The organism is Amycolatopsis sp. 2-15 (assembly GCF_030285625.1).
In the GTDB taxonomy this organism is placed as follows: Bacteria; Actinomycetota; Actinomycetes; order Mycobacteriales; family Pseudonocardiaceae; genus Amycolatopsis; species Amycolatopsis carbonis.
Genome location: NZ_CP127294.1, coordinates 3,968,987 through 3,991,458, shown reverse-complemented (window position 1 = coordinate 3,991,458; position 22,472 = coordinate 3,968,987). Strand labels below are relative to the sequence as shown.

General features: G+C 67.4%; 23 protein-coding genes and 2 pseudogenes. 10 read left to right on the top strand and 15 right to left on the bottom strand.

Features of this window, described 5'->3' with window-relative positions; translation table 11 throughout:
• Positions 1 to 568: 568 nt before the first annotated feature.
• From QRX50_RS19885 to QRX50_RS19840, 10 genes and pseudogenes are all read right to left on the bottom strand, one after another.
• Positions 569 to 958 carry a hypothetical protein gene (locus tag QRX50_RS19885; protein WP_285973432.1) on the bottom strand — a complete coding sequence of 130 codons (390 nt, stop codon included), beginning with the start codon at positions 956 to 958 and terminating at the stop codon, positions 569 to 571.
• Between the two features lie 555 nt (positions 959 to 1,513).
• A complete protein-coding gene (locus QRX50_RS50590) occupies positions 1,514 to 1,702 on the bottom strand; it encodes an RHS repeat-associated core domain-containing protein (protein WP_491700789.1) in 189 nt (62 codons plus the stop codon).
• Positions 1,703 to 1,739: 37 nt separating this feature from the next.
• Positions 1,740 to 2,837 (bottom strand): annotated as a pseudogene (locus QRX50_RS50585) (type IV secretion protein Rhs); the annotation flags it as partial.
• Complete coding sequence (locus QRX50_RS19870; protein ID WP_285973431.1) at positions 2,834 to 3,724, bottom strand: RHS repeat domain-containing protein; 891 nt, start codon at positions 3,722 to 3,724, stop codon at positions 2,834 to 2,836. The gene QRX50_RS19870 and the pseudogene QRX50_RS50585, both read right to left, overlap by 4 nt.
• Before the next feature lie 233 nt (positions 3,725 to 3,957).
• Entirely contained in the window at positions 3,958 to 4,380 is a 423-nt protein-coding gene (locus tag QRX50_RS19865) for a hypothetical protein (protein ID WP_285973430.1), read from the bottom strand.
• 16 nt (positions 4,381 to 4,396) lie between these two features.
• Positions 4,397 to 4,585: a DUF6531 domain-containing protein gene (locus QRX50_RS19860; RefSeq protein WP_285974506.1), complete on the bottom strand. Its 189-nt coding sequence runs from the start codon at positions 4,583 to 4,585 to the stop codon at positions 4,397 to 4,399.
• A gap of 99 nt (positions 4,586 to 4,684) precedes the next feature.
• Positions 4,685 to 5,164 (bottom strand): golvesin C-terminal-like domain-containing protein, encoded by a 480-nt coding sequence (locus QRX50_RS19855; protein WP_285974795.1) that lies wholly within the window; start codon positions 5,162 to 5,164, stop codon positions 4,685 to 4,687.
• A gap of 199 nt (positions 5,165 to 5,363) precedes the next feature.
• The gene (locus QRX50_RS19850; RefSeq protein WP_285973429.1) at positions 5,364 to 5,672 is read right to left on the bottom strand and encodes a cytochrome c oxidase assembly protein; all 309 of its coding nucleotides are present in this window, start codon (positions 5,670 to 5,672) and stop codon (positions 5,364 to 5,366) included.
• Between the two features lie 194 nt (positions 5,673 to 5,866).
• A complete protein-coding gene (locus QRX50_RS19845) occupies positions 5,867 to 6,235 on the bottom strand; it encodes an SDR family oxidoreductase (protein WP_285973428.1) in 369 nt (122 codons plus the stop codon).
• On the bottom strand, positions 6,229 to 6,438 hold the full coding sequence (locus QRX50_RS19840; RefSeq protein WP_285973427.1) for a hypothetical protein: 210 nt from the start codon (positions 6,436 to 6,438) through the stop codon (positions 6,229 to 6,231). The genes QRX50_RS19845 and QRX50_RS19840 overlap by 7 nt, the downstream gene beginning before the upstream one ends.
• A 243-nt stretch (positions 6,439 to 6,681) precedes the next feature.
• On the opposite strand from QRX50_RS19840, the gene QRX50_RS19835 reads away from it, so the two are divergent.
• Positions 6,682 to 7,278: a DUF2231 domain-containing protein gene (locus QRX50_RS19835; RefSeq protein WP_285967564.1), complete on the top strand. Its 597-nt coding sequence runs from the start codon at positions 6,682 to 6,684 to the stop codon at positions 7,276 to 7,278.
• Positions 7,275 to 7,769, top strand: a complete 495-nt coding sequence (locus QRX50_RS19830) for a hypothetical protein (RefSeq protein WP_285967565.1) — start codon at positions 7,275 to 7,277, stop codon at positions 7,767 to 7,769. The genes QRX50_RS19835 and QRX50_RS19830 overlap by 4 nt, the downstream gene beginning before the upstream one ends.
• Positions 7,770 to 8,026: 257 nt before the next feature.
• Here QRX50_RS19830 and QRX50_RS19825 read toward each other — a convergent pair whose 3' ends face one another.
• Positions 8,027 to 8,263 (bottom strand): hypothetical protein, encoded by a 237-nt coding sequence (locus tag QRX50_RS19825; RefSeq protein WP_285973426.1) that lies wholly within the window; start codon positions 8,261 to 8,263, stop codon positions 8,027 to 8,029.
• Positions 8,264 to 8,521: 258 nt separating this feature from the next.
• Between QRX50_RS19825 and ctaD the strand changes: the two genes are divergently transcribed.
• Entirely contained in the window at positions 8,522 to 10,294 is a 1,773-nt protein-coding gene (gene ctaD / locus QRX50_RS19820; RefSeq protein WP_285973425.1) for an aa3-type cytochrome oxidase subunit I, read from the top strand.
• A gap of 444 nt (positions 10,295 to 10,738) precedes the next feature.
• Here ctaD and QRX50_RS19815 read toward each other — a convergent pair whose 3' ends face one another.
• Both QRX50_RS19815 and QRX50_RS19810 read right to left on the bottom strand, forming a co-directional pair.
• A complete protein-coding gene (locus tag QRX50_RS19815; protein ID WP_285973424.1) occupies positions 10,739 to 11,422 on the bottom strand; it encodes a DUF6766 family protein in 684 nt (227 codons plus the stop codon).
• Between the two features lie 82 nt (positions 11,423 to 11,504).
• Entirely contained in the window at positions 11,505 to 11,882 is a 378-nt protein-coding gene (locus QRX50_RS19810) for a hypothetical protein (RefSeq protein WP_285973423.1), read from the bottom strand.
• Between the two features lie 161 nt (positions 11,883 to 12,043).
• On the opposite strand from QRX50_RS19810, the gene QRX50_RS19805 reads away from it, so the two are divergent.
• Genes QRX50_RS19805 through QRX50_RS19795 form a run of 3 tightly spaced genes read left to right on the top strand, consistent with a single transcriptional unit; the run spans position 12,044 to position 15,458 of the window.
• On the top strand, positions 12,044 to 14,446 hold the full coding sequence (locus tag QRX50_RS19805; RefSeq protein WP_285973422.1) for a molybdopterin oxidoreductase family protein: 2,403 nt from the start codon (positions 12,044 to 12,046) through the stop codon (positions 14,444 to 14,446).
• Positions 14,443 to 14,922, top strand: a complete 480-nt coding sequence (locus QRX50_RS19800) for a hypothetical protein (RefSeq protein ID WP_285973421.1) — start codon at positions 14,443 to 14,445, stop codon at positions 14,920 to 14,922. The genes QRX50_RS19805 and QRX50_RS19800 overlap by 4 nt, the downstream gene beginning before the upstream one ends.
• Before the next feature lie 59 nt (positions 14,923 to 14,981).
• Positions 14,982 to 15,458, top strand: coding sequence for a DUF6098 family protein (locus tag QRX50_RS19795; RefSeq protein ID WP_285973420.1), 477 nt, complete (start codon positions 14,982 to 14,984; stop codon positions 15,456 to 15,458).
• Between the two features lie 50 nt (positions 15,459 to 15,508).
• Here the strand turns inward: QRX50_RS19795 and QRX50_RS19790 are convergent, their stop codons facing one another.
• Both QRX50_RS19790 and QRX50_RS19785 read right to left on the bottom strand, forming a co-directional pair.
• Positions 15,509 to 15,751 carry an acyl carrier protein gene (locus QRX50_RS19790; RefSeq protein ID WP_285973419.1) on the bottom strand — a complete coding sequence of 81 codons (243 nt, stop codon included), beginning with the start codon at positions 15,749 to 15,751 and terminating at the stop codon, positions 15,509 to 15,511.
• A gap of 172 nt (positions 15,752 to 15,923) precedes the next feature.
• Positions 15,924 to 16,340 (bottom strand): DUF6292 family protein, encoded by a 417-nt coding sequence (locus QRX50_RS19785; protein WP_285973418.1) that lies wholly within the window; start codon positions 16,338 to 16,340, stop codon positions 15,924 to 15,926.
• Between the two features lie 594 nt (positions 16,341 to 16,934).
• Between QRX50_RS19785 and QRX50_RS19780 the strand changes: the two genes are divergently transcribed.
• The 4 genes and pseudogenes from QRX50_RS19780 (at position 16,935) to QRX50_RS19765 (ending at position 22,436) form a co-directional block, all read left to right on the top strand.
• Positions 16,935 to 18,965: a CocE/NonD family hydrolase gene (locus QRX50_RS19780; protein ID WP_285973417.1), complete on the top strand. Its 2,031-nt coding sequence runs from the start codon at positions 16,935 to 16,937 to the stop codon at positions 18,963 to 18,965.
• Between the two features lie 104 nt (positions 18,966 to 19,069).
• A pseudogene (locus QRX50_RS19775) lies at positions 19,070 to 20,346 on the top strand (ATP-grasp domain-containing protein).
• Between the two features lie 315 nt (positions 20,347 to 20,661).
• Entirely contained in the window at positions 20,662 to 21,141 is a 480-nt protein-coding gene (locus QRX50_RS19770; RefSeq protein ID WP_285973416.1) for a hemerythrin domain-containing protein, read from the top strand.
• A gap of 104 nt (positions 21,142 to 21,245) precedes the next feature.
• Positions 21,246 to 22,436, top strand: coding sequence for a zinc-dependent alcohol dehydrogenase (locus tag QRX50_RS19765; protein WP_285973415.1), 1,191 nt, complete (start codon positions 21,246 to 21,248; stop codon positions 22,434 to 22,436).
• Positions 22,437 to 22,472 lie beyond the last annotated feature (36 nt).

Below are 22,472 nucleotides of genomic sequence, written 5' to 3'. Positions count from 1 at the left end.
ACGCTGGTGCCCTTCGGGCCGTGCCTTCTTGCCGGCGCGCTGGGGGTCGTGCTGATCAGCGGTGGCCGGTGACGAATTGTTCTGGTCGGGATAGCTGTGCTCGAACCTCAGAGCCCTGGGGTACACACCGATCGAGAAGGCCGGGGTGACGCGTAGAGGGAGGGGCGTCACCCCGGCCAGCGAAATCGAGGCAAGGGCCGTCGGCCCCCCGAAAGGTTCAACAGCTCGGATCGAAGACTCGGCTCGCATGCATCCACAATGGAACGCCGACCGTCCCGGCGGAACCGGCGGAAGCGCACAGTCATGTGCTGATTTTGTGCGCGTTTTGTCAAGCCGGAAACCATTGTCAGTTCACCAGCAACGTCAGCGATGCCGCGCAGGATCGACGTCGTCACGACTACCTCGGCAGGCCAGTCGAATCGATAGGGATCTCAAAGGCACATCGTCAGGAGCGCACCGGTTGCGATTGTGGCGCGTTTGGAGCCGGCGCACCGTTATGCTGCGCTCTGTTGGCTTTCAACCGCGTAGTCCCCTGTCTGTGCTGCGGTGGATCGGGGCGCCGCCTCCATCATGGGCGATGCCAGGGCTGAGCTTTCAACCAGGTCAGGTAGTCATCGAAGATGGTAGCGGTCCCGCCGGGGGCGTCGCGCTTCTCGAAGAACTCGTCCAGCAGGGAGAAGAGCAGATCCACCGCCGCCTGCTTGCCCTCGCCAGCGGCCTCGTCGCGCCACCCCGAGGTGAGGTCGGGAAAGGCGAGGTGCAGCACCAAGGAGACCCAGGTCAGGTTGTTGCCGGCGCCGACCCGCGGCACGAGCAGCTCCGTGAACCCTGTGAGCAACTGGCCGTCGTTGCCGGCGTCGATGCCCAGCAGGTACGTGCAGTAGTCGTGGTAGCTGCCGTCCAGGCCGTACATCCTCGGGCGCCGATGGATCTCGGCGAACAGCTTGCGGTAGTCCACGATCGAAAATCCTTGTCTACTTCGGGGCAAACCTGAGTACGTCGGCGTACTCAAACTGCTCCTTGAACTCCTCCAACGGGACACCCTCAGGGCCAGTCCATTGATCGTAAGCCCAGCCGTCCTTGACCACGAATGTGTGATCGCCCCAGAACGTGTCCTCCCCGTGGTACGGCCCGAGGGTCATCTTCGGGCCTAGTGGTTTGACCTCCCAGAGTTCGCCACCGATCCGGCTCTGGATCTGGTCGGCGACCTCTTCGCAGCCTGAGCTGTTGGGGATGCCGGAGTAGGGCCGCTGCGCGACGCCGGAGTTTGCCGGGCTGCCACCGCTACTGCCGCTCGAGGATGAGCTGCTGCTGTTCGAGTGACCGCTGCCGCCGTTGGTCGCCGCGTGCATGGCGCCGCCGATCAGGCCGCCGGCCGCCGCCCCGGTGGCGATGGCGCTGCCACCCTCGAGCGCGAGTCCCCCGCCCAGCGCAGCGGCCCCGCCGGCACCCAACGCGACACCGCCTTCGACGAGGCCACACGGCTCAGCGATGATGCATGCGGCCGTACCGATCACCCTGCACCGACACCGACCCAGCACCAGAATCCGCACAGGCCGCTGAAGTCCGTGCCGTTGAGGGGGTTCCCACCGAGGTAGGAGTACGGCGTGCCGGTCTGATCGACGAGCGGGTCGACCGTGAGGAACTGCGCTGTCGACGGATCGTAGTAGCGGGCAACGCAGGTAGACGAGCCCGGACTCAGGATCGGTGTACTGCCCGGTGTAGCGCAGGCGGGTGTCGGCTGCGCCGGCGTGCGTCGCCACGCCGTACGGCGGGTAGGTGAAACTCCCGGCGACTGCTCCGGCGCCGTTGAGCAGCGCGATGGTCGAGCCGACCTGGTCGTGCACGAACCAGTTCGTCCCGCCGACCGAGGTCTGCTCGATCGGCAGTCCGTCCGGCCCATAGACGTAGGCGGTCGTGCCGTCGGAGAGCAGGTTGGGTGTCGGGCTGTCGTCCCAGGTGAATCCGATCGTGGCGCCGCCGGTCGTCTTCGTCGCCCGCAACCCGGCTCCGTCGTAGCCGTAGCTCGCCGCACCACTGGGTCCGACGAAACTGGTGAGCCGGTTGGCCTGGTCGTAGTGGTAGGTCGTCGAGGTGCCCGCCGAGACGCGGTTGCCTGACGTGTCGAAGCCGTAGGCGACCGTCCCGCTCGTGGTGAGCTGGCTGGCTGGGTCGAAGGTCTGCGCTACGTCTCCGACGGTGATCGGGTTGCCGGCCCCGTCGTTGGCGTAGGCCGCTGCACCACTGGTCGTAAGCTGTTCGCGGTCGTTGTAGGTGAAAGCCTGGGTGGAGCCGCCGGTTGTCAGGGAGCTGAGTTGGCCTGCGGGGTCACGGCCGTATCCGGCGGAGTTGACGGTGGCAGCGGGAGTCGTCGCCGTGGTGGAAGAAAGGGTCGCGGAGGGGTCGTAGCCGTTGGTGACCGTGACCCCGTCGGGGTAGGCAGTGGTGGCCAGGCGGCCGTCGGGGCGGTAGCCGAACGTGGTCTTGTTGTTGTTCCAGTCGGTCACGGTCGCGAGTCGGCCGGCCACGTCGAACGTGCGGCTGACCGGCGTTGTCTGGCCGGGGTACGTCAGGGAAGTCTGCTCGCCTGCGTCGTCGTACCCGTAGTCAACGGTCGGCCCGGCTCCGGTTGTCTTGGTGACGATGTCGCCGAACACGTCGTACGACCAGGTCGTCGTGCCGGTGCCGTCGGTCATCGACACCCGCTGCCCGGCGGGGTCGTAGCCGTAGTCGATCGCGTGGGTCGTACCGTCCGAATAGGACACGCTGGTGAGCCGGCCGGCCGGGTCGTGGCTGGTCGTGGTCGTGCGGCCGGACTGGTCGAAGACCTTCGTCAACAACCCGGCCGGATCCAGGGTGGAAGTGGCAACACGGTTGTCGGGGTCGGTGTGGGAGACACCGCGGCCCTGGCTATCGTAGCCGAACAAGGTTTTGTGTCCGAGCCCGTCGATGACATCGGCTTTGGTGCCGTTGGGGTTGTACTCGGTGGTGGCGAACGTCCCGTCGGCCGCCGTTGTTTGACCTGCTGCCCGGCCTCGTTGAAGGTGTCGGTCGTTGTGTGGTTGTTGGCGTCGGTGACCGAGGTCTTGTGCCCGTCAGCGTCGAAGCCCGACCGGGAGATGTGCCCCAGCGGATCGGTCGTGGCGACGACGTCGCCGTAGATGTCGTAGGTTGTCGTGGTGCACCCGTTCGCGGGCGGCACGCAGCCCGGTTGGACGCCGGCGGCCGTGCCGACCGGGCTGACGGTCGATGTCAGGAAGCCTCGACCGGTGTCGTAACCGTAGGCGGTCTTGTCCCCTGCGGGGTCCGTGCTCGACGTCTTGTTCCCGAAAGTGTCGTAGGTGACCTTTGTGGTGTGGCCGAGAGGATCTACCGTGCGCGAGCGATCGGCTGGGTGTGCGGCGTCGTCGTAGAAGTAGTTGATCGTCCGAGCCGGAGCGGGCCCGAAATTGCCGGTCGTCGATTCGACGACGTTGTTGGCTTGGGTGACCGTGGTCGCGGTCAAATCAACGATGCCGGCAGATCCGGCCGGGATGTGGTCGGCTTGGTCGTACTGATTGACGGTGGCGACGCCGTCGCCGTCGATCGATTCGATCTGGGTTGCCGTGGTCGTCGTAGAGGAAGTTCGTGGTGACACCGAGCCCGTCGACTCGGAGATCCGGTTGCCGTGGTCGTCGTAGGCGTAGGTGGTCATCGTGCCGTCGGGGTCGGTCGCCGTGGACACCCCGAGCGTGACGGGATCGTAGGTGTAGGACCAGGTGCCGGCGTCTGAGCTGCCGTATCCCTTGATTTCGGCGGTGAGCAGGCCGTTCGTGTATGTGTCGAGCGTCTTGTGGCCGCCAGGATCCGTGGTGAGGGTCTGCCCGGCGGCCAGCCCGCTCTCGGGGCCGTAGGTGAAGGTGGTCGTGTGACCGAGCGGCTCCGTATGCGTGGCGACACGTTCGAAACTGTCGTAGGTCATGGAGGTGACCGCCGACGCGCCGGCCGAGAAGTTGGTGCGGCTGCGCACGAGGACATCAGGTAGGCCGCGGTGTAGGTGTACCGGGCGTGGTCGTCGTCCTTGACCGCCGGGGTCCTTGTCGTGCCGACGCCGTAGACGTCGGTCAAGTTGCCGGCGGCGTCGTAGCCGTAGCTGATCTCGCGGCCCGTCTGGTCGGCCAGGTCTGTGATGTGGTTCCCGGTCCAGGTCAGCGTGTAGCTGCGACCGCCCGGATCAGTGATGGTGTGCAGGTGGCCGGCACTGTCATAGGTGAGGCTCGTCGAATACTGCGGGTTCGCCTTGGTACCGGCGAGATCCTGTTCTGCCGTCAGGTGCCCGGTCGCCTTGTCGAAGGTGAAGATGTCCTGACCTCGGCGGGTGTAGACGTAGCTGTCTCCCACCGCGCTCAGCGTCACGTCATACCGCGGCGCGGCCGGTATAGCTGCCGTTGGTGTGGACGAAAGCGACTTGTGAACCGTCTTCTTGTCGGATCGTCACCGTCCCGGAACCGGCGTCCGTTGCCGCGGAGAGGTTGTAGGAGTACGTCCAGCCCCAGCCGAACGGCCCGTCCGTGGGCGCCCGCTTTGTTGGGGCCGTTCGGGTCAGCGATGCTCTCGGCGTAGGTGCGGCTGAACTTGAGAGCTTCGCCTCGGCCCGGTGTCGCGAGGTCGGTCCACGTCTGTCCGAAGTAGCCGGTGGCGGTATCTACAGGGTCACCTGCTGTGCGAGCGACGCAGCTGCAATTGACCCAGGCGGGGTTGGATCCCTTGGGTGCATCGAGGATGCCGGGCGGCCCGCCGATGGGCTGGCCCGGAGTGCCACCCACAGGGACAAAGGCGATCGCGTCGTAGGCGACGTCAAAGTCCGAGTAGCCGGAACCGCCTCGGTCGAGCGAGTTGCCGCTGTTGGTGAGGACGACGTTGCCGCCGTTTCCATGGCGAAGGTCCCGATGGTCACCCATTGCTCGGAGTTCCACGCTTGGTTCACGCGGATCTTCCACGGCGCCACACCGCCACCGGGGTTGATGTTGTACACGACGTTGGTCGCTTCGGCGCCGAGGCCGGGGATGTGAAGCTTGATCTTGTAGTACTGCAGTGACGGCAGGTTCGGGGTCCAGGTGCCGGTGTTGATCAGGTCGGGTTCGGTGCCGTCCTCGGTGTGGGAGAGAAGAAGCTGACCGTGCAAGTCGGGGACCGCCAGCTGACACTGTCCAACCTGGACAAGCCGCTCTACTCAGGCGGCTTCACCAAAGGCGAGGGGCACTTACTCCCCGCAGATGCTCCGGCGAAAGCCCACCCCTGGGCCGTTCGCGGGGACCGACGCAACTGTTGGTGTCTGAACTACCTGGCATCGTCGCTTCTGTCTCTGAGATCCAGAGCCGGTGTCACGGCTCACCGTCTTCGGGCCGATCTGCGGTGCAGTCCGTCGCCTCCTGGGCCTGGCTGATGAAACCGGCCTCCGATGGATCGTCATGGGGCATGGGCACTCGTCGTGTGTTCGCGATCGGCGCCCCCGCCTTCGCATGGCACGCCTCCCAACACACCACTGCCGTGAACAGCAGCCCGGTCAGAAACACCTGGATGTGGACCACCCCGTGCGGCACCGGGTCGGCGTCGGAGGCAGCGCAGAGACCGGTCCGGTAGAGCAGCCACAGGCTGCCTGCCTCCAGGACGGCCGTGACCGGCGGGAACAATAGGACCCCCCACGGGCCGGATCTGAGAACCCGCGGGGTACCTGCGCACCGAAGGACTCCACCTGGTCTTCGGGCATCGTGGACGGGATCAGCGGGGGCCACATAGGGCCCGGCGCGACACTGTTGGCGCGAATCCCCTTCGGGCCCAGCATCTGCGTCAACGCGGCGGTCACGTTGGCGATCCCCGACCTTCGTCACGTCGTAGGGCAGCAGCAGCGGGCGGGTTGTCGGAGTTCACCGAGGGCCGCCGATGATCGACGAGTCCGGCCGCATGTGGGGCACGGCTTCACAAAGTGGAAGAACGCGCCGAGGTTGGTCGCGAGCGCGTGGTCCCACTCCTGGTCCGGGATCCCCTCGAGCGTCTCGGGGAACATCTGGAACGCTTCGTTGTTCACGAGGACGTCGATCCGGCCGAACTCCTCGACCGTCCGAGCGACCAACGCCCGGCAATGCGCCGGATAGGCGACATCACCGGGGACGAGCACCGCCTTGCGGCCGGCCTCTTCGACCCAGCGCCGCGTCTCCTCGGCGTCCGCGTGCTCGTGAAGATAGGAGATCAGCACATCCGCGCCTTCGCGCGCGTATGCGTCGCCACGGCGCGGTCGATGCCGCTGTCCGCGCCGGTGATGAGCGCGGCCTTGCCGGTCAGCTTGCCGGAGCCGCGGTAGGTGTGCTCGCCGTGCTCGGGCCGGGGCGTCATCGCCGACGTCGTTCCGGGCGGGCGCTGCTGCTGGGCAGGCTGGGCGGGCCGGGCCTCCCCTGTCACCCCGTTCGACCGCTTCCCGCGCGCCTGCCCGCTCTCGCGCTCAAGGCGTCACTCCCGTCCGGATCGGTCCGCCGCGCGAGCCTGTGGCGTCGTCCTTGAACTGCCCGTCCTCGGGTGCGGACTCCGCCTGGGTCAGCCGGCGCAACGTCGTCGCAGGCGGGTATCCGGCCATACGGTCACCACGGCCGGCCACGTTTTGGCCAACGCGAGATTGGTGCCGGGAACCACGGGGTAGCCCGCGGCATGACCGACGAGACCGCACAAGCTGTTCCGAAGATCCGCAGCGAAGGGGGACGGGCTGCGGCACCTCATCGTGTGTTGTCCGCGATGGAAACCGCACGAGGGATTGATGCGCCCGCGGCGACGGTGGCGAAGCCGTTGATCCGGCTCTTCGGCGGTCGGGTCGGCCGTGAGCTGCGCGGGCGTCGGCTCGGGCATCCGCTGCACCCGCTTGCCGTCACCGTCCCGATCGGGGCTTGGGTGTGTTCGGCGCTGCTCGACCTGGTCCCAGGCAGCGACGCAGCCGCCCGGCGGTTGGTTGGGATCGGCCTGCTCGCCGTGGCACCGGCTGCGGTGCTCGGCGCGGCCGACTACAGCGAGCTGGACGAGCGGCAGCGACGTGTCGGGTTCGGTCATCTCGTGCTCAACAGCCTCGGGGCCGCGTTTTTCACCGGCTCCTACCTGCGCCGCCGGCGCGAGCCGGTCGGCGGCAAGATCCTCGGCGTCGTCGGCTTGGTGGTTCTCAGCGCGGGCGGCGCGCTCGGCGGTCACCTCGCCTACGCGCAGGGCGCCGGGGTCTTCCGGTGGCAGTCCCCGCGCCCACAGGCGGTCGACCGGTGACCGAGTTCCTGCGCATCTACCTCCGCGACCAGTTCGCCCTGGGCATCACCTGGCGCGAACTGGCGCGCCGGGCCCGCGACAACAACCGCGGGACCGAACTGGGAGACGCGCTGGCCAAAGTCGCCCAAGCCATCGCCGAAGACGTGCGGACGTTCGAACTGATCATGCGCACGCTCAACGTGCGCCCGAACCGCGCCAAGGCCGCGGCCGCCTTCGCGGGGGAACGGCTGGGACGGCTCAAATACAACGGCCGCCTGCGGTCCTACTCCCCGCTGAGCCGTTTTCTTGAACTAGAGGCCCTGGCCATGGGCATCGAAGGCAAAAAGATCCTGTGGACCACCCTCGGTGACCTGGCCGGCCTGCGCGCACGCGTGCCGTCTGTCGACTTCGACGACCTCCTGGCTCGAGCCGACCACCAGCGAAACACAGTCGAACCCTTCCGCCGCCAGATCGGCATCGAGATCATGACCCCCACCCACCAGGAGAACTGAGCGCGGCGACGCCGTTGGCGTCCGCGCCATCGAAGACGCGGCCGGCGAGCCGGCGCATCCTCGCGCTGAAGCTTGCGGTGCTCATGAGGGGCGGCGCTGGTCGGCTTGGCGGCACGAGCTGATAGTGCGGTAACGGCACCGGCTTCCGCCAGGCCGCTCGAGCCCGGCTACTGGCCACGCTCAAGAGAGACCGGCCCACCCGTTCGCCACCACGTCGCCGCGGGAGCGCGCGAGGGTTTCGTTAACCAGGCGGCGGGTCACCGATTTCTCATACTGCCCTCGCTCCGGCTCTGGCGTTCGAGGTGCATGCAGACGGCGATGTTGCCCAGGACGAATCCCGCGAAGGCCACCGGTAACACCACGAGCACGCCGAACAGGATCAGCGCCAGCGCGATGACGTCCAAGGCGAGGTTCACCGCCAACCAGCCGCGACCCAGGCGCCACGCGACCTCACCGAAGGTCCGCCGCACCCAGACCGCGTCCGTGGCTTTCAACTGACGTTCGGTCGCGCGGAGACGTCGAGCCGCGTTCCGTGCTGAGACGGTCCTCCGCCCGCCCGGAACCGTTGAGTCCATCGCCGCCACCTCGATCCGGAGAAGCGGTGCTGTCGGCTGCGCTCGGCGCGTGGCATACCCGCACCGGGCGTCATCAACCATCGATTTTTTCAAGCACGGGTTTACCGACGGCCGGAGCGGGTAGGTGCGGGCCGTCAGCGATGAGGATGTTCCGGCGACGACGAGACCGAGGACCCGATGACCGACACCGCCGCGCGCCCCACGCCCGTCCCGCTCCGACCGGCCCGCAGGGAGCCGCTCGGATCGGTGATCCTGAAGACGATCCGCACCACCGATCACAAGACGATCGGCCTGCTCTACCTGTCGACCTCGTTCGGGTTCTTCCTCATCGGCGGGTTGACGGCATTGCTGATGCGCGGCGAGCTGGCCCAGCCCGGGCTGCAGTTCCTCTCGCCGGAGCAGTACAACCAGCTGTTCACCATGCACGGCACGATCATGCTGCTGCTCTACGCGACCCCGAACCTCTTCGGCTTCGCCAACTTCATCGTGCCCCTGCAAATCGGGTCGCCGGACGTGTCCTTCCCCCGCTTGAACGCCTTCTCGTATTGGCTTTATCTCTTCGGCGGCTTGATCGTCTTGTCCGGCTATATCACCCCGGGCGGCCCGCCGGACTTCGGCTGGACCGCATACACCCCGCTGTCGAGCGCCATCCACTCCCCCGGTGTCGGCGGGGACCTGTGGATCACCGGGCTGATCGTCACCGGCCTCGGCACCATTCTCGGCGCGGTCAACATGATCACCACCATCGTGTGCCTGCGGGCGCCCGGGATGCTGATGTGGCGGATGCCGATCTTCACCTGGAACATCCTGTTCACCGGCATCCTGATCTTGCTCGCGTTCCCAATCCTCACCGCCGCGCTGTTCGGGCTGCTCGCCGACAGACACATCGGCGCGCACGTGTTCGACCCGGCCAACGGCGGCGCCATTCTGTGGCAGCACCTGTTCTGGTTCTTCGGCCACCCGGAGGTCTACATCGTCGCGCTGCCCTACTTCGGCATCGTCACAGAAATCATCCCCGTCTTCAGCCGGAAACCACTGTTCGGCTACAAGACCATGGTATTCGCCACCATCGGTATCACCGCGTTGTCGGTGGCCGTCTGGGCCCACCACATGTTCGCCACCGGCGCGGTGCTGCTGCCGTTCTTCTCGTTCATGACGTTCCTCATCGCCGTGCCCACGGGGATCAAGTTCTTCAACTGGATCGGCACGATGTGGAAGGGGCAGCTGACGTTCGAGTCGCCGATGCTGTGGTCGATCGGCTTCCTCGTCACGTTCCTGCTCGGCGGGCTCACCGGCGTCATCCTCGCCGCCCCCGCACTCGACTTCCACGTGCACGACAGCTACTTCGTCGTCGCCCACTTCCACTACGTGCTGTTCGGGACGATCGTGTTCGCCACGTTCGCCGGCATCTACTTCTGGTTCCCCAAGATCACCGGCCGCATGCTCGACGAACCGCTGGCCAAGTGGCACTTCTGGACGACGTTCATCGGCTTCCACACCACCTTCCTCATCCAGCACTGGCTCGGCGACGCCGGCATGCCACGCCGCTACGCCGACTACCTGCGCAGCGACGGGTTCACGGGGATGCACACGGTCTCGACGATCGGGTCGTTCATCCTGGGTGCATCGGTGCTGCCGTTCATCTGGAACGTCGTCAAAAGCTACCGCTTCGGCCAAGAGGTCAACGTGGATGACCCTTGGGGTTACGGCAATTCGCTGGAGTGGGCGACGACCAGCCCACCGCCACGGCACAACTTCCTCGAGCTGCCCCGCATCCGCTCCGAACGGCCCGCGTTCGAGCTGCACTACCCGCACATGTTGGACCGCATGCGCGACGAAGCGCACGTGACCCGAGGGCACCCCCAGGGCAAAGCCTCGCTCTCCGAGGTCGCAGCAGGCGCGACCCAGCCGGACGAGCAAGGCGGCACTGAAGACCCCCGCGGACGCTGAACCGAGAGCCGTTGGCCGTTGCGCCGCGCGCATTGTCCTCGCGATCCGGACGTGGATCTTCGAGCAGATCCACGCCTTCGACCTCCGCATCTGCGGTGCCTCAGCTTGCCGTGCCGTCACGCACGGCCCGGCCGACTGCACCGTCTCGGCGGTGAGCAGCAGACCGGAAAGCCTGGCGCCGGAGAGTTCGTCGGCCAAGCGCAACTCAGGGTTTATCGGGCCCTCGCTGCGCCAGCTTCACTGGAGGGCGGTCGTCACGCAACAGCCCATGGGCCAGCAGCCGGTGCTTCACCGGTTCGGACAGCCTCGGCGCACAGCGGACGTCCCTCACCTGCGGCTCGGCCGAAACTGACCCGAAGGTCAGCCCGGCATCCGCATGCGAACGTCGGTGGAGTCTGGCCATCGTCGGGACAGGCGAGGGTTGAATCCCGATGCCGTCGCTGGTCAGCCTGATTCGTCAGTCACGTGGTGTTCAGCGCCGACGGGTTTGGATTCGGGCGAGCCGCGCTGGCGGAGGTAAACGCTGAAGATCGCCATGCAGCCGATGGCCAGGAACTCCGACTGCCAGTTCTGCAGGGTGCGGTTCCAGAAGTCGGCCGAGAGCAGGTACTCGCCCCAGCTGACCGGGTCACCGAAGTCGCTGAGCTGTTCCGCGTTGTAGGCGCTGACCCCGGCGATCGATTGGGCCAGCCACGACAGCAGGAAGACCGTGCCCATGACCAGCCCGAGCGAGCGGGAGAACACCGCCGTTCGCCGGCCGCCCGCTTTCGCCCACCGAGGGGACCCGTCTCGGACGTGCCGGCCGAGCAGCTGATCCCGGTCACTTTCGGGTCCGGCTTTGCGCAGAGCCTTCGATTCGGGAGAACCTCGCTGCACGAGCCAGACCGTCGCGGAGACGTAGAGGAAGAACTGCAGGTATTCGGATTGCCAGTTCTCGGCGACGTCGACGGCGAACGACGAGGACGTGAGGTAGTCCAGCAGACCGACAGTCTGAGCGCCGTGGGCGAGCTGCTGGTCGTTGAAGGCGGCGAGGCCCGACCACGCCTGGCCGACCAGGCTGAACAGGAACAGCACTCCGAAAGCGAGTGAGAGGCCGTTGTCCCGCATGAAGGACCGGAGTGTGGTCATCGGCCCAGCACCCCGATTGCGATGAAATAGGCCAATCCGGCGAGGACGAGCACCAGGTAAACGGCAAACACCGCGCGGGCCTTCATCGCCCGCCGATCGTGCAGTCGTAGACCTGCTCGTTGCGCGGGTGGCAGCCGGCGCCGGTGATGCGCCAGCCGTCCGGGAACTCGTGCAGGAACAGGGTGTCCGCAGCCGAGCGCGCCTGAGCTTCGTCGCTCCACACAGACGCTGACACGACGGGGGCGTGCGGCACTGTAGCGAGCGCCGGCTGGCACCCGGCCGGTCCGAGCGCGTCCCGTGCGCGCGGAGCGAGCAACGCGCAGGCCTCGACGGCCGTGCCTGCGGCGGCCGTGGTGACGAACGCCTGTGCTGCGGCCTGGGCATCCGGACTGTCGGCGGCACAGCCGACGACCGAGACCAAGAACGCCGCTGCGATCACACTGCCGATGACCTTGTGCACGCGTCGAAATACCCCGCTCGCGGCTGATTTACACCTCGGCGATGCTGTGATCGCCAGTTCTCGGAGTCGGCGATAGCAACAGTTGCGTTACGCAAACAAGACCGTTTGCCTCCGGCCCCCGCGGGTATTCACTGATCGCCAGATGAGTATCGGGAGGTGCAGTGCCACAGCGTGACGGGATCACCGAGCCCTGGGGAGCCAGGAGACCGTACGGGCCCGGTGAGCACTGGCCGACCCGCGTGGACAGTTACCTCGCCGACGGCGTGACACCGGAGAGCGTGCAGCGGTGGGTGCGGAGTGCGGCGGTGCTCCACTCGAATGGCGACGGGCTCGACATCGCGGTTCGAGACAGCCGAATCGTCGGAGTGCGTGGCCGGTCCGACGACCGCGTGAATCGCGGTCGGCTGGATCCGAAAGACCTTTTCGGGTGGCAGGCCAACTCGGCGAGCGACCGCCTGACCACGCCGCTGGTGCGCCGGCACGGCGAACTCGTCGAGGCGAGCTGGGACGAAGCGATGGACCACATCGTCCGCCGCAGCAGAGAGCTCCTCGACGAGCAAGGGCCCGGCGCGCTCGGGTTCTACACCAGCGGGCAGCTCTTCGCCGAGGAGTACTACGCCCTCGCCGCCGTCGCCCGTGGCGGCATCGGCACGAACCACCTCGACGGCAACACCCGGCTCTGCACGGCGACGGCAGCGGCGGCCTTGAAGGAGTCTTTCGGCTGCGACGGCCAGCCCGCGTCCTACACGGACGTCGACCACGCCGACGTGATCGCGCTTTTCGGGCACAACGTGGCCGAGACGCAGGCGGTGCTGTGGTCGCGCATCCTCGACCGGCTCGCCGGGCCCGAGCCGCCGGCCCTGCTGTGCGTGGACCCGCGCGAAATGCCGGTCGCCCAGGCCGCGACGCTGCACCTCGCGCCGCTGCCCGGCAGCAACGTCGCACTGATGAACGGCCTGCTGCACGAGATCATCGAGAACGGCTGGGTCGATCGCGGCTATGTCGAGCGGTGCACGGTGGGATACGACGATCTTGCGGCGACCGTCGCGGACTACCCGCCTGAGCGTGTGGCGGAGATCTGCGGCCTCGAGCCCGCGCAGATCCGGGAGGCGGGCCGCCTGCTCGGGACGGCGGAACGGCTGTTGTGCACTGTGCTGCAGGGCTTCTACCAGTCGCATCAGGCCGCGGCGGCCGCGGTGCAGGTGAACAACCTGGTGCTGCTGCGCGGGATGCTCGGCAAACCGGGCGCGGGCGTGCTGCAGATGAACGGCCAGCCCACGGCCGAGAACACCCGGGAATGCGGTGCCGACGGTGACCTGACCGGGTTCCGCAACTGGGCCAACGACGAGCACGTGGCCGAACTCGCGAAGCTGTGGAACGTCGACGTGAGCCGGATCCCGCACTACGGCCCACCGACCCACCTCATGCAAATGCTGCGCTACGCCGAAAACGGCAGCCTGCGGTTCCTCTGGGTCTCGGCGACCAACCCGGCCGTCTCCCTGCCCGACCTGCACCGCATCCGCTCGATCCTGGCGCAGGACCGGCTGTTCCTCGTGGTGCAGGACGCGTTCCGGACCGAGACCGCCGAGCTGGCCGACGTCGTGCTGCCGGCGGCGATGTGGGGTGAGAAAACCGGCACGTTCACCAACGCCGACCGCACGGTGCACCTGTCCGAGAAAGCGGTGGAGCCGCCGGGACAGGCGCGAGCCGATCTGGACATTTTCCTGGACTACGCCCGCCGGATGGACCTGCGTGACGCCGACGGCGCGCCCTTCCCGGCGTGGACCGACGCGGAGTTGGCCTTCGAAGCCTGGAAACGCGCGTCGAGGGGACGGCCGTGCGACTACAGCGGCCTGAGCTACCGGAAGCTGCGTGAGGTCAGCGGGATCCAGTGGCCGTGCACAGAGGAACGCCCGGACGGCACCGAGCGGCTCTACACCGACGGAAAGTTCTTCGCCGCCCCCGACTACTGCGAGAGCTACGGGCGCGACCTGGTCACCGGCGCGCCGACCGAACCCGTCGAGTACCAGGCGATGAACCCCTCCGGCAAGGCGATGCTCAAAGCCGCCGGGTACCTCCAGCCGCACGAGCGACCCGACGAGGCCCATCCGTTCCTCCTGATCAACGGCCGCACCATTCACCACTTCCACACCCGCACCAAGACGGGGCGCGCACCGCAGTTGGACGCCGCGGCCCCGGAAGTGTGGCTGGAAGTATCCGAAGCGGACGCTGCCGCGGCGGGTCTGTCCGAAGGGGACCTCGCCGAAGTGTCGACGCCGCGCGGTGCCGTACGCGCCCACGTCCGGCTCGGCGGGATCCGCGAAGGGGTGCTGTTCCTGCCGTTCCACTACAGCTACTGGGACGTCGACCACGCCGCGAGCAAGGACGGCGACCGCGCGGCCAACGAGCTGACCTTCACCGACTGTGACCCTGTCTCCAAGCAGCCGCTGTTCAAAGTCGCCGCCGCCGCGTTGCGCAAGGTCGGCGACGAACAGCCCGCGCCCACGATCGCGCCCGCCCACACGACCGTCCACGAAGAACTCGTCACAGGAGCCACCCGATGAAACTGGGCCTGGCGATACGCGAACTCCACCGAGCCGAGAAGTCGATGGCGCGCGACCTGCGCAAGACCGCCGACCGCCACGCGGCCGAGCACGAGGTGCACCACGTCGCCCAGGACCTGGCCGGATGGTCGGAAGAGCACGTGCACGAGCTGACCCGGCACGGGAGGAACTACGGGCTTCACCTCGACGAGCGTGTCCCCGGATCAGGGCCGCTGGCGCCGCTGCGGACCACGCTCGCCGAGCTGAGCGCTGGCCGACCCGAACCCGGGCTCCTGCTGCTCGCCGACCTGCGCCGCTTGCACCGCAAGGCCGCCGGCGTCTCGCTCGACTGGGAGCTGCTCGCCCAAGGCGCGCAGGCAGCGAAGGACACCGAACTCCTCGAGCTGGCGAGCCGCTGCCACCCGCAGACGTTGCGGCAGATGAAGTGGACCAACGCCATGCTGAAGAGCATGTCCCCGCAAATCCTCACCAGCTGAACGGCACCACGATGACCGGCTCCACACGGCGATCGTCCGCGCAACCGCAGGGACGGGACATGCCGACCGTCCACGACCTCGATCAGCTGTCCGAACTGTTCACGGCCGACGCCGGTGATGATCTCTACGTCCGCTGGTCACATGGACCCGACGTCGACCTCGACCCGGCGCGGGCACAGCAGTCCAGCCGGGACAGCCTCACCGGCGTGCCACTGCCCGGTCTGTCCGCGAACCCCCTGCGGAAGGAACCGTGGTGGGAGGACCGCTCGGTTCGGCTCTGGCTCGCGCGCCGGCTCTACGACTACCAACACCTGCGCGATCTGCGCGGTCCCGGCGTGCGCCCCTGGGTTCTGCGTGGCACGGAAGTCGCGCGCGGGCCGGACAACGAGCCACTCGTACGCTGCGACGAACCGCTGGCCTGGGTCGCAGACACCGTGCTGTGCGAATCACGCGCCCTCGTCGACGCCCAGGGATCGCGCGAATGGGGCCCGATGGACCGACGCCCTCGACCGGCCGAGCGCACGGCCACCGGCTGAGCCGGCGACCGTGTGCACCGGCGCCGCTTCCGGCTTGCGGCCGAACGGCTTCAGGTGACGGCTGGGCCCGATTCCGAGCTGCCGGACAGCTCTTCGATGAATTCGTGACACTGCTTGGCTCGCGCCGAGTCTTCCGCCATCACGGTGCGGAAGAAATCGGCGATGTCCTGCTTGCCTGCGTTGTCCGCGTCCCTGACGTACTGGCCGTAGTCGTGTCCCGCTTTCAGGGCGTGGTACTGCACCGACACGAGGTCGTAGGTGACGTCGTCGAATCCGGTTTCGCCGGTGGCCATGATGTCTCCTCTCCGCAACTGGGTTGCGCCGCGGCTGACACCGCTGCGGAGGTGGGGCACCCGCGCCACCTAGGTCGACACGGGCGGGTCGCTGCATCAGCATCGTTTGTGCGTCCGCGTCGGGCGGATGTCGACTCACAGCTGACGGTCCCCATGGGCGCATGGCAAGACTTCACCGACTGGTCGGTGTGGAGGCAAGTTCCGGCTGCCGCGACGGGTGGGCCGAAATTTCCGACGGCGTGGGCGTCACCGTCGCGGCTGACTGCGCCCGCGTTCGCAGCTCGTTCTGTAGGCGGCGCGCGACCCGCGACGGGGCCGGGCGGACCGATTCCGGCCACGCGGCAACGATCACAGGCGGTTCGTCTCTTTCAGGTTCGAGCGCGAGCCGCCAGCCGTCGTCACTGCTCCACGCGAGCATCAGCAGCCGCCCGGGCCACGCGCGTGACGTGTCGGCGAGCGCGACGTACGCGGTCGAGGGCGTGCCGCACTCGCACAGCACCGCGGTCGCTTCCACTCCGACCTGCTCAGCGACTGACTCTACGTAGTGGCGCAGCAGCAGTTCTTCTCGATACGTGGGCTCCGGTTTCACCGGTCACCACCACCTTCACGTGAGCCTGCCCCGTGGATGGATTCACCGTGCGGTGACTGGATTCCCGCGGGCGGAGGTGTGAAACCGACCCCTTTTGTGGCCGACCGGTCTCCGCGTTGCCATCGCTGGTGCCAACCGCGGCGAACGGACGTTGGCGGGTACGCAGGCGCGGTCATCCGGACGCGACGAGAACCAGGCTGTCCGCGCGTGGCGCGGAGGACGAGGAGAGGTGCCGATGGCACTGAGGCTGGGGTTTCCCGTGGTAGGGGTCACCGACCTGTCTCGTGCCAGTGCTTTCTGGAGCGCTGCGCTCGGGCTCGAGGTCTCACCGGAGTGGGATAGTGGAAACTGCCGGATCGCGACTTCGTGGTACTCGCCGACCCCGACGGGAACGTGTTCTGCCTCGCAGACCTCAGCCACGCGCCATCGGCGGCGGTTCGTGAACGAGCGCCACCTGTTTTGCGCATCGTCGGCCGCGAAGCCTGCGGTGATCCGCGCCAGTGGCAACCTCACCGCCGCGGCGGTGAGAAGCAGAGCTGCCGGTGGAACGGTTGGTGTGTTTCCGAGACCGTGGGTCCGGGTACGCGAAGATCCATGGGTACCCGTGCGCTCGCGTCGCTGCCGTACGACATCATCGAGGACGAGAACGTCTGGATTTCCGTGTCGGGCGGGATCCGGCTGGCGGCCAGAATTTGGCGACCGGCCGGCTCGGAATCCGTGCCGGTGCCGGGAATTCTGGAGTACATCCCCTATCGCAAGCGTGATCTCACTTCGGTTCGCGACTCGATTCATCACCCCTACCTCGCCGGCCACGGGTACGCCTGTGTGCGTGTCGACATCCGCGGCACCGGGGAGTCCGAGGGGGTTCTTGAGGACGAGTATCTGGAGTCCGAGCAGCAGGACGCGGAGGACGTGCTGGCGTGGCTGGCATCGCAGCCCTGGTGCAGTGGCGTCACGGGGATGATGGGCATCTCGTGGGGCGGGTTCGCCGCGCTGCAGGTGGCCGCGCGGAAACCGCCGAGCCTGCGGGCGATCGTGATCTCGTCGTTCACCGACGACCGGTTCGCCGACGACATGCACTACATGGGTGGTTGTCTGTTGTCGGACAACGTCGCGGAGTCCGGCACGATGTTCTCCGACGCGACCTTGCCGCCGGATCCCGCGCTGGTGGGGGATCGCTGGCGCGAGATGTGGCTCGCGCGGCTGGAGCACTGCAGCCTGTGGGCCGAGCAGTGGCTGCGGCACCAGCGGCGCGACGAGTACTGGCGGCACGCGTCGGTGTCGGAGAACTACCACGACGTGCAGGTGCCGGTACTCGCCTCCAGCGGCTGGGCCGACGGCTACTCGAACGCGGTGACGAGGCTGCTGGCCCACCTCGACGTGCCGCGGCGCGGCCTGATCGGCCCGTGGTCGCACAAGTACCCGCACCTGGGCGAACCCGGGCCGGCGATCGGCTACCTCCAGGAAGTGGTGCGCTGGTGGGACCACTGGCTCAAGGACGTCGACAACGGTGTGATGGACGGCCCGATGCTGCGCACGTGGATGCAGGACAGCGTCCCGCCGTCGACCTCCTATGAAGACCGGCCAGGGCGGTGGGTCGGTGAGGCGTGCTGGCCCTCGCCCCACGTAGCGCCGTCGGAACACCCGCTCGCGCCCCACCGGATCGCCCGGCCCGGCGAAACCGCCCCCGAGGAAACTCTGCATCTGTCCTCGCCGCTGTCGGTGGGTCAGTTCGCGGGGAAGTGGGCTTCCTACAGCGCACCTCCCGACCTGCCCTACGACCAGCGCGAGGAAGACGGCGGATCGCTCGTCTTCGACACTGACGTGCTCACCGACCGCTGTGAAATCCTTGGTGCACCTCAGGTGCGGCTGACGATCTCGGCCGACCGGCCGGTGGCGATGGTGGCGGCGCGGCTGTCGGACGTGGCCCCGGACGGGAGTGCCACCCGTGTGACGTACGGGCTGCTCAACCTCACGCACCGCGAAGGCCATGAAAACCCCGTTGCTCTGGAACCCGGGCAGGTCTACGAGGTTCAGTTCGAACTGAACGGGGTGGCGCAGGCTTTCCCAGCGGGGCACCGGATTCGGCTTTCTCTGTCCACTTCGTACTGGCCGCTCGCCTGGCCGCCGCCGGAGCCGGTCATGCTGTCCATCCACACCGGACAAAGCACGCTGACCCTCCCGGTGCGGCCGGTCGCAGAATCCGACGAGGTCTCCGAGCGGCCGTTCGAACAGCCGGAAGGGACGCCGCCGGTCTCGACCACCGCACTGACCCCGCCCGAGCAGCGCTGGACGGTCTCGCGGGACCTGGTCGACTACCACTCCGCACTGGACATCGTGAAGAACTCCGGCACCGTCCGGTACAACGACATCGACCTCGCGATCACCCGTGACGTGCACGAACGCTACAGCTGGGTCGCCGACGACTTCTGCTCCGCCATGGCCGAAACGGAATGGGTCGTGACGTTCGAACGAGGCGAGTGGTCGGCCCGGAGCGAGACCCGCACCCGGGTTTCCTGCACCCCCGACGAGTTCATCGTCGACGCCCGCCTCGACGCCTACGAAGGCGCCCGCCGGATCATCTCGCGCAACTGGCACCGCGTGGTCCCGCGCGATTTGGTCTGAACCGCGTTCACCCTGCTGTCGTGCATGTTGTGCCAGATGGCCCAGTTTGTCGCCGTGGTCACGGGGAATTCCATGACCACGACGACGAACGGGAAACCGACCGGATGACGAAGAACATTTTCGTGATCGGCCTCGACGCCGACAACGCACGAGTGCTGGAACGCTTGCCGGACGCCGAAAACTACACGTTCCACGGCCTGCTGACCCCGGAGGAGCTCCAGCACGGCGAGATCGACATCGTCGGGCTGCTGGACAAAGCCGCGGAGGAGTTGGCCGCGTTCGAGGGCCGGATCGACGCGATCGTCGGCTTCTGGGACTTCCCGGCCGCGACGCTGGTGCCTCTGCTGTGTGAGCAGCACGGCCTGCCGCACGTCCCGCTCGAGGCGGTTCTCAAGTGTGAGCACAAGTACTGGAGCCGGCTCGAACAACGGGCGGTGATTGACGAGACGCCGCCGTTCGGCATCGTCGATCTCGACGAGGAAGAACCAGGGTTGCCCGAGGGCATGTCCTTTCCCGTGTGGCTCAAGCCGGTGAAGTCGTTCTCCTCGGAGCTCGCTTTCCACGTGACCGATCAGGAGGATTTCGCCGCCGCTGTCACGGAAATCCGCCAGGGGGTCGGACGCGTCGGCGACCCGTTCGATCACGTCCTCGGCAAGGTTGATCTGCCGCTTGAGATCGCTTCGGTGGGTGGGGCCGCCTGCCTCGCCGAGGCGGAGCTGTCCGGGGTACAGGCCGCGGTGGAGGGGTACGTCTGGAACGGCGAGGTGACCGTCTACGCAGCACTGGACTCGGTCGACTACCCCGAACGCTCTTCGTTCCTCAGACACCAGTACCCATCCCAGCTGCCCGACGACATGGTGCGGCGCATGGAAGACGCCGCGCAGCTTGTGATGCCCCGGATCTGCTTCGACAACGCGACCTTCAGCATCGAGTTCTTCTGCGACGTCGGGACCGCTCAGGTCAGCCTGCTGGAGATCAACCCACGGCATTCGCAGTCCACGCCGAGCTTTTCGAACTGGTCGACGGTGTCACCAACCACGACATCATGGTCCGACTCGGCCTCGGCGAAGCACCGAAACCCCGTGATTCCCACGGTCCCTACCGCATCGCCGGGCGGTGGTATCTGCGGCGATTCTCCAGCGACGCTGTGGTGACGCGGGCGCCGACCGAAGCCGAGATCGCCGCGTTGGAGGAGAAGATCGACGGCATCGTGATCGACGTCAGCCCGCGCGAAGGGCAGCGCCTGTCCGAGCTTCCCGAGCAGGACAGCTACTCCTACGAGCTCGCGCAGATCCTCATCGCCGCGCAGAGCGAGCACGAGATGGAACAGAAGTACGAGCAGTGCGTCGCCGAGCTGCGGTTCGAGTTCGCCGAGTCGTGAGCGCCGACTTGCGATGACGAGTAAGCCGGTCCTGAGCCTGCAGGGCATACTTCTGTACTGAGCTCTACAGGGCGCGGTCATCCCTGAGGACCTGTGCGATGTCGGGTGCGTGGTGCACGAGTCGCCGGCCCGTAAAGCGGCCACCCCCGCGGTTCCCCCTGTGCTGGGCGGCCCGACCAGAACGATTCGCCACGCCGAGCGGGCGCGCAGCAACGGCACGCCGGATGTTTTCCCCGTGATCCCGGGGGTACTCCGGCGTGCATGTCGCCCCCGGGGGTCCGGGGGCGAGACGGCGAGGGTGAAGGAGGAGGGTCGGTGTCCACTGACGCGATCGTGTTGCTGAAGGACGACCACAAGACTGTCGAGAAGCTCTTCAAGCAGTTCGAAAAAGCGGGGGATAAGGCGTATCAGGAGAAGCGGCGGGTGGTCGACTCGATCATCGAAGAGTTGACTGTCCACGCCTACATCGAGGAAGAGATCTTCTACCCGGCTGCCCGGGAAGCCGTGCCGGAGACGGCGGATCACGTGCTGGAAAGCGTGGAGGAGCACCACATCGTCGTCTGGATGTTGTCCGAGCTCATCGGCTTGGACGCCGCGGACGAGACGTTCGACGCGAAGGTCACCGTGCTTGTCGAGAACGTCCGCCACCACGTGGGCGAGGAGGAGAACGACTGGTTTCCGCAGGTGCGCTCCGCGATGGGACGCAAACGCCTGCAGGAACTGGGGCAGCGCATGGTCGACGCGCGGGCACAGGCGCCGAAAGATCCACTGAAACTGCACAGCGCGACAGCCTGAGCAGCCGACACGAGCCGGTTCCGGACAGGTGAATCGCGTTTGCGCTGCCGGTCGTCAGGAAATCCGGGAACCAGTTGGCTTTTTCCATGGTGAAAGGGAGCGCGATGAAGGCAGTGACCTGGCACGGCAAGCGCGACGTCCGCGTGGACACCGTGCCCGACCCGAGGCTCGAGGAGCCGACGGACGCGATCGTGCGGATCACGTCCACCGGGATCTGCGGGTCGGATCTGCACCTGTACGAGGTGCTCGGTGCCTTCATGACCGAGGGCGACATCCTGGGGCACGAGCCGATGGGCGTGGTGGAGGAGGTCGGCGCGGCGGTGACCGGGATCAAGCCCGGTGACCGTGTGGTGGTCCCCTTCAACATTTCGTGCGGCCATTGCTGGATGTGCGAACGTGGCCTGCAGTCGCAGTGCGAGACGACGCAGGTGACCAGCCAGGGCAAGGGCGCGTCGCTGCTCGGGTACACCAAGCTCTACGGCCGGGTGCCGGGCGGGCAGGCGGAGTACCTGAGGGTGCCGCAGGCCCAGTACGGGCCGATCAAGGTCCCGGACGGCCCGCCGGACGAGCGGTTCGTCTACCTGTCCGACGTGGTCCCGACGGCGTGGCAGGCCGTCGAGTACGCGGACGTGCCCGGCGGCGGTTCGGTCGTGGTGTTCGGGCTGGGGCCGATCGGGCAGATGGCCTGCCGCGTCGCGCGGCACCGCGGGGCCGGCGAGGTGATCGGTGTCGACCTCGTACCGGAGCGGCTCGCGCGAGCGCGTTCGCACGGCGCCACTGTCCTTGACGTCCGCGACCACAAGGACATTGCCGAGTCGATCCGGCAGCTCACCGGTGGGCGGGGCGCGGACGCGGTGATCGATGCCGTGGGCATGGAGGCTCATGGCGCGCCGATCGGCCGATTGGCGCAGAGCCTCGTCGCCCTGTTGCCGCAGCAGGTCGGCGCGAAGATCACCGAGAAGGCGGGTATCGACCGTCTGAGCGTGTTGTACGCCGCGATCGACAGCGTGCGTCGTGGCGGCACGATCTCACTCTCGGGTGTGTACGGCGGGATGGTCGACCCGCTGCCGATGATGGAGCTGTTCGACAAGCAGATCCAGCTGCGCATGGGCCAGGCCAACGTGCGGCATTGGATCGACGACATCATGCCGGTCCTCACCGCTGACGGTGATCCGCTCGGGGTCGAGGGTTTCGCCACGCACAAGCTGCCACTGGCCGACGCGCCGCGGGCGTACGACATCTTTCAGAAGAAGCTCGAGGGCGCGCAGAAGATCCTGCTGCAGCCCGCCGCCTGAGCGCTGCACCAGTGGCACACACCGTCGATCCGCATC

Bases quoted from the DNA above. Each gene is read 5' to 3' on its own strand.
- QRX50_RS19790 (WP_285973419.1), bottom strand. From the start codon at position 15,751: ATGGCCACCGGCGAAACCGGATTCGACGACGTCACCTACGACCTCGTG.
- ctaD (WP_285973425.1), top strand. From the start codon at position 8,522: ATGACCGACACCGCCGCGCGCCCCACGCCCGTCCCGCTCCGACCGGCC.
- QRX50_RS19800 (WP_285973421.1), top strand. From the start codon at position 14,443: ATGAAACTGGGCCTGGCGATACGCGAACTCCACCGAGCCGAGAAGTCG.
- QRX50_RS19765 (WP_285973415.1), top strand. From the start codon at position 21,246: ATGAAGGCAGTGACCTGGCACGGCAAGCGCGACGTCCGCGTGGACACC.
- QRX50_RS19780 (WP_285973417.1), top strand. From the start codon at position 16,935: ATGGGTACCCGTGCGCTCGCGTCGCTGCCGTACGACATCATCGAGGAC.
- QRX50_RS19835 (WP_285967564.1), top strand. From the start codon at position 6,682: ATGACCGACGAGACCGCACAAGCTGTTCCGAAGATCCGCAGCGAAGGG.
- QRX50_RS19815 (WP_285973424.1), bottom strand. From the start codon at position 11,422: ATGACCACACTCCGGTCCTTCATGCGGGACAACGGCCTCTCACTCGCT.
- QRX50_RS19795 (WP_285973420.1), top strand. From the start codon at position 14,982: ATGCCGACCGTCCACGACCTCGATCAGCTGTCCGAACTGTTCACGGCC.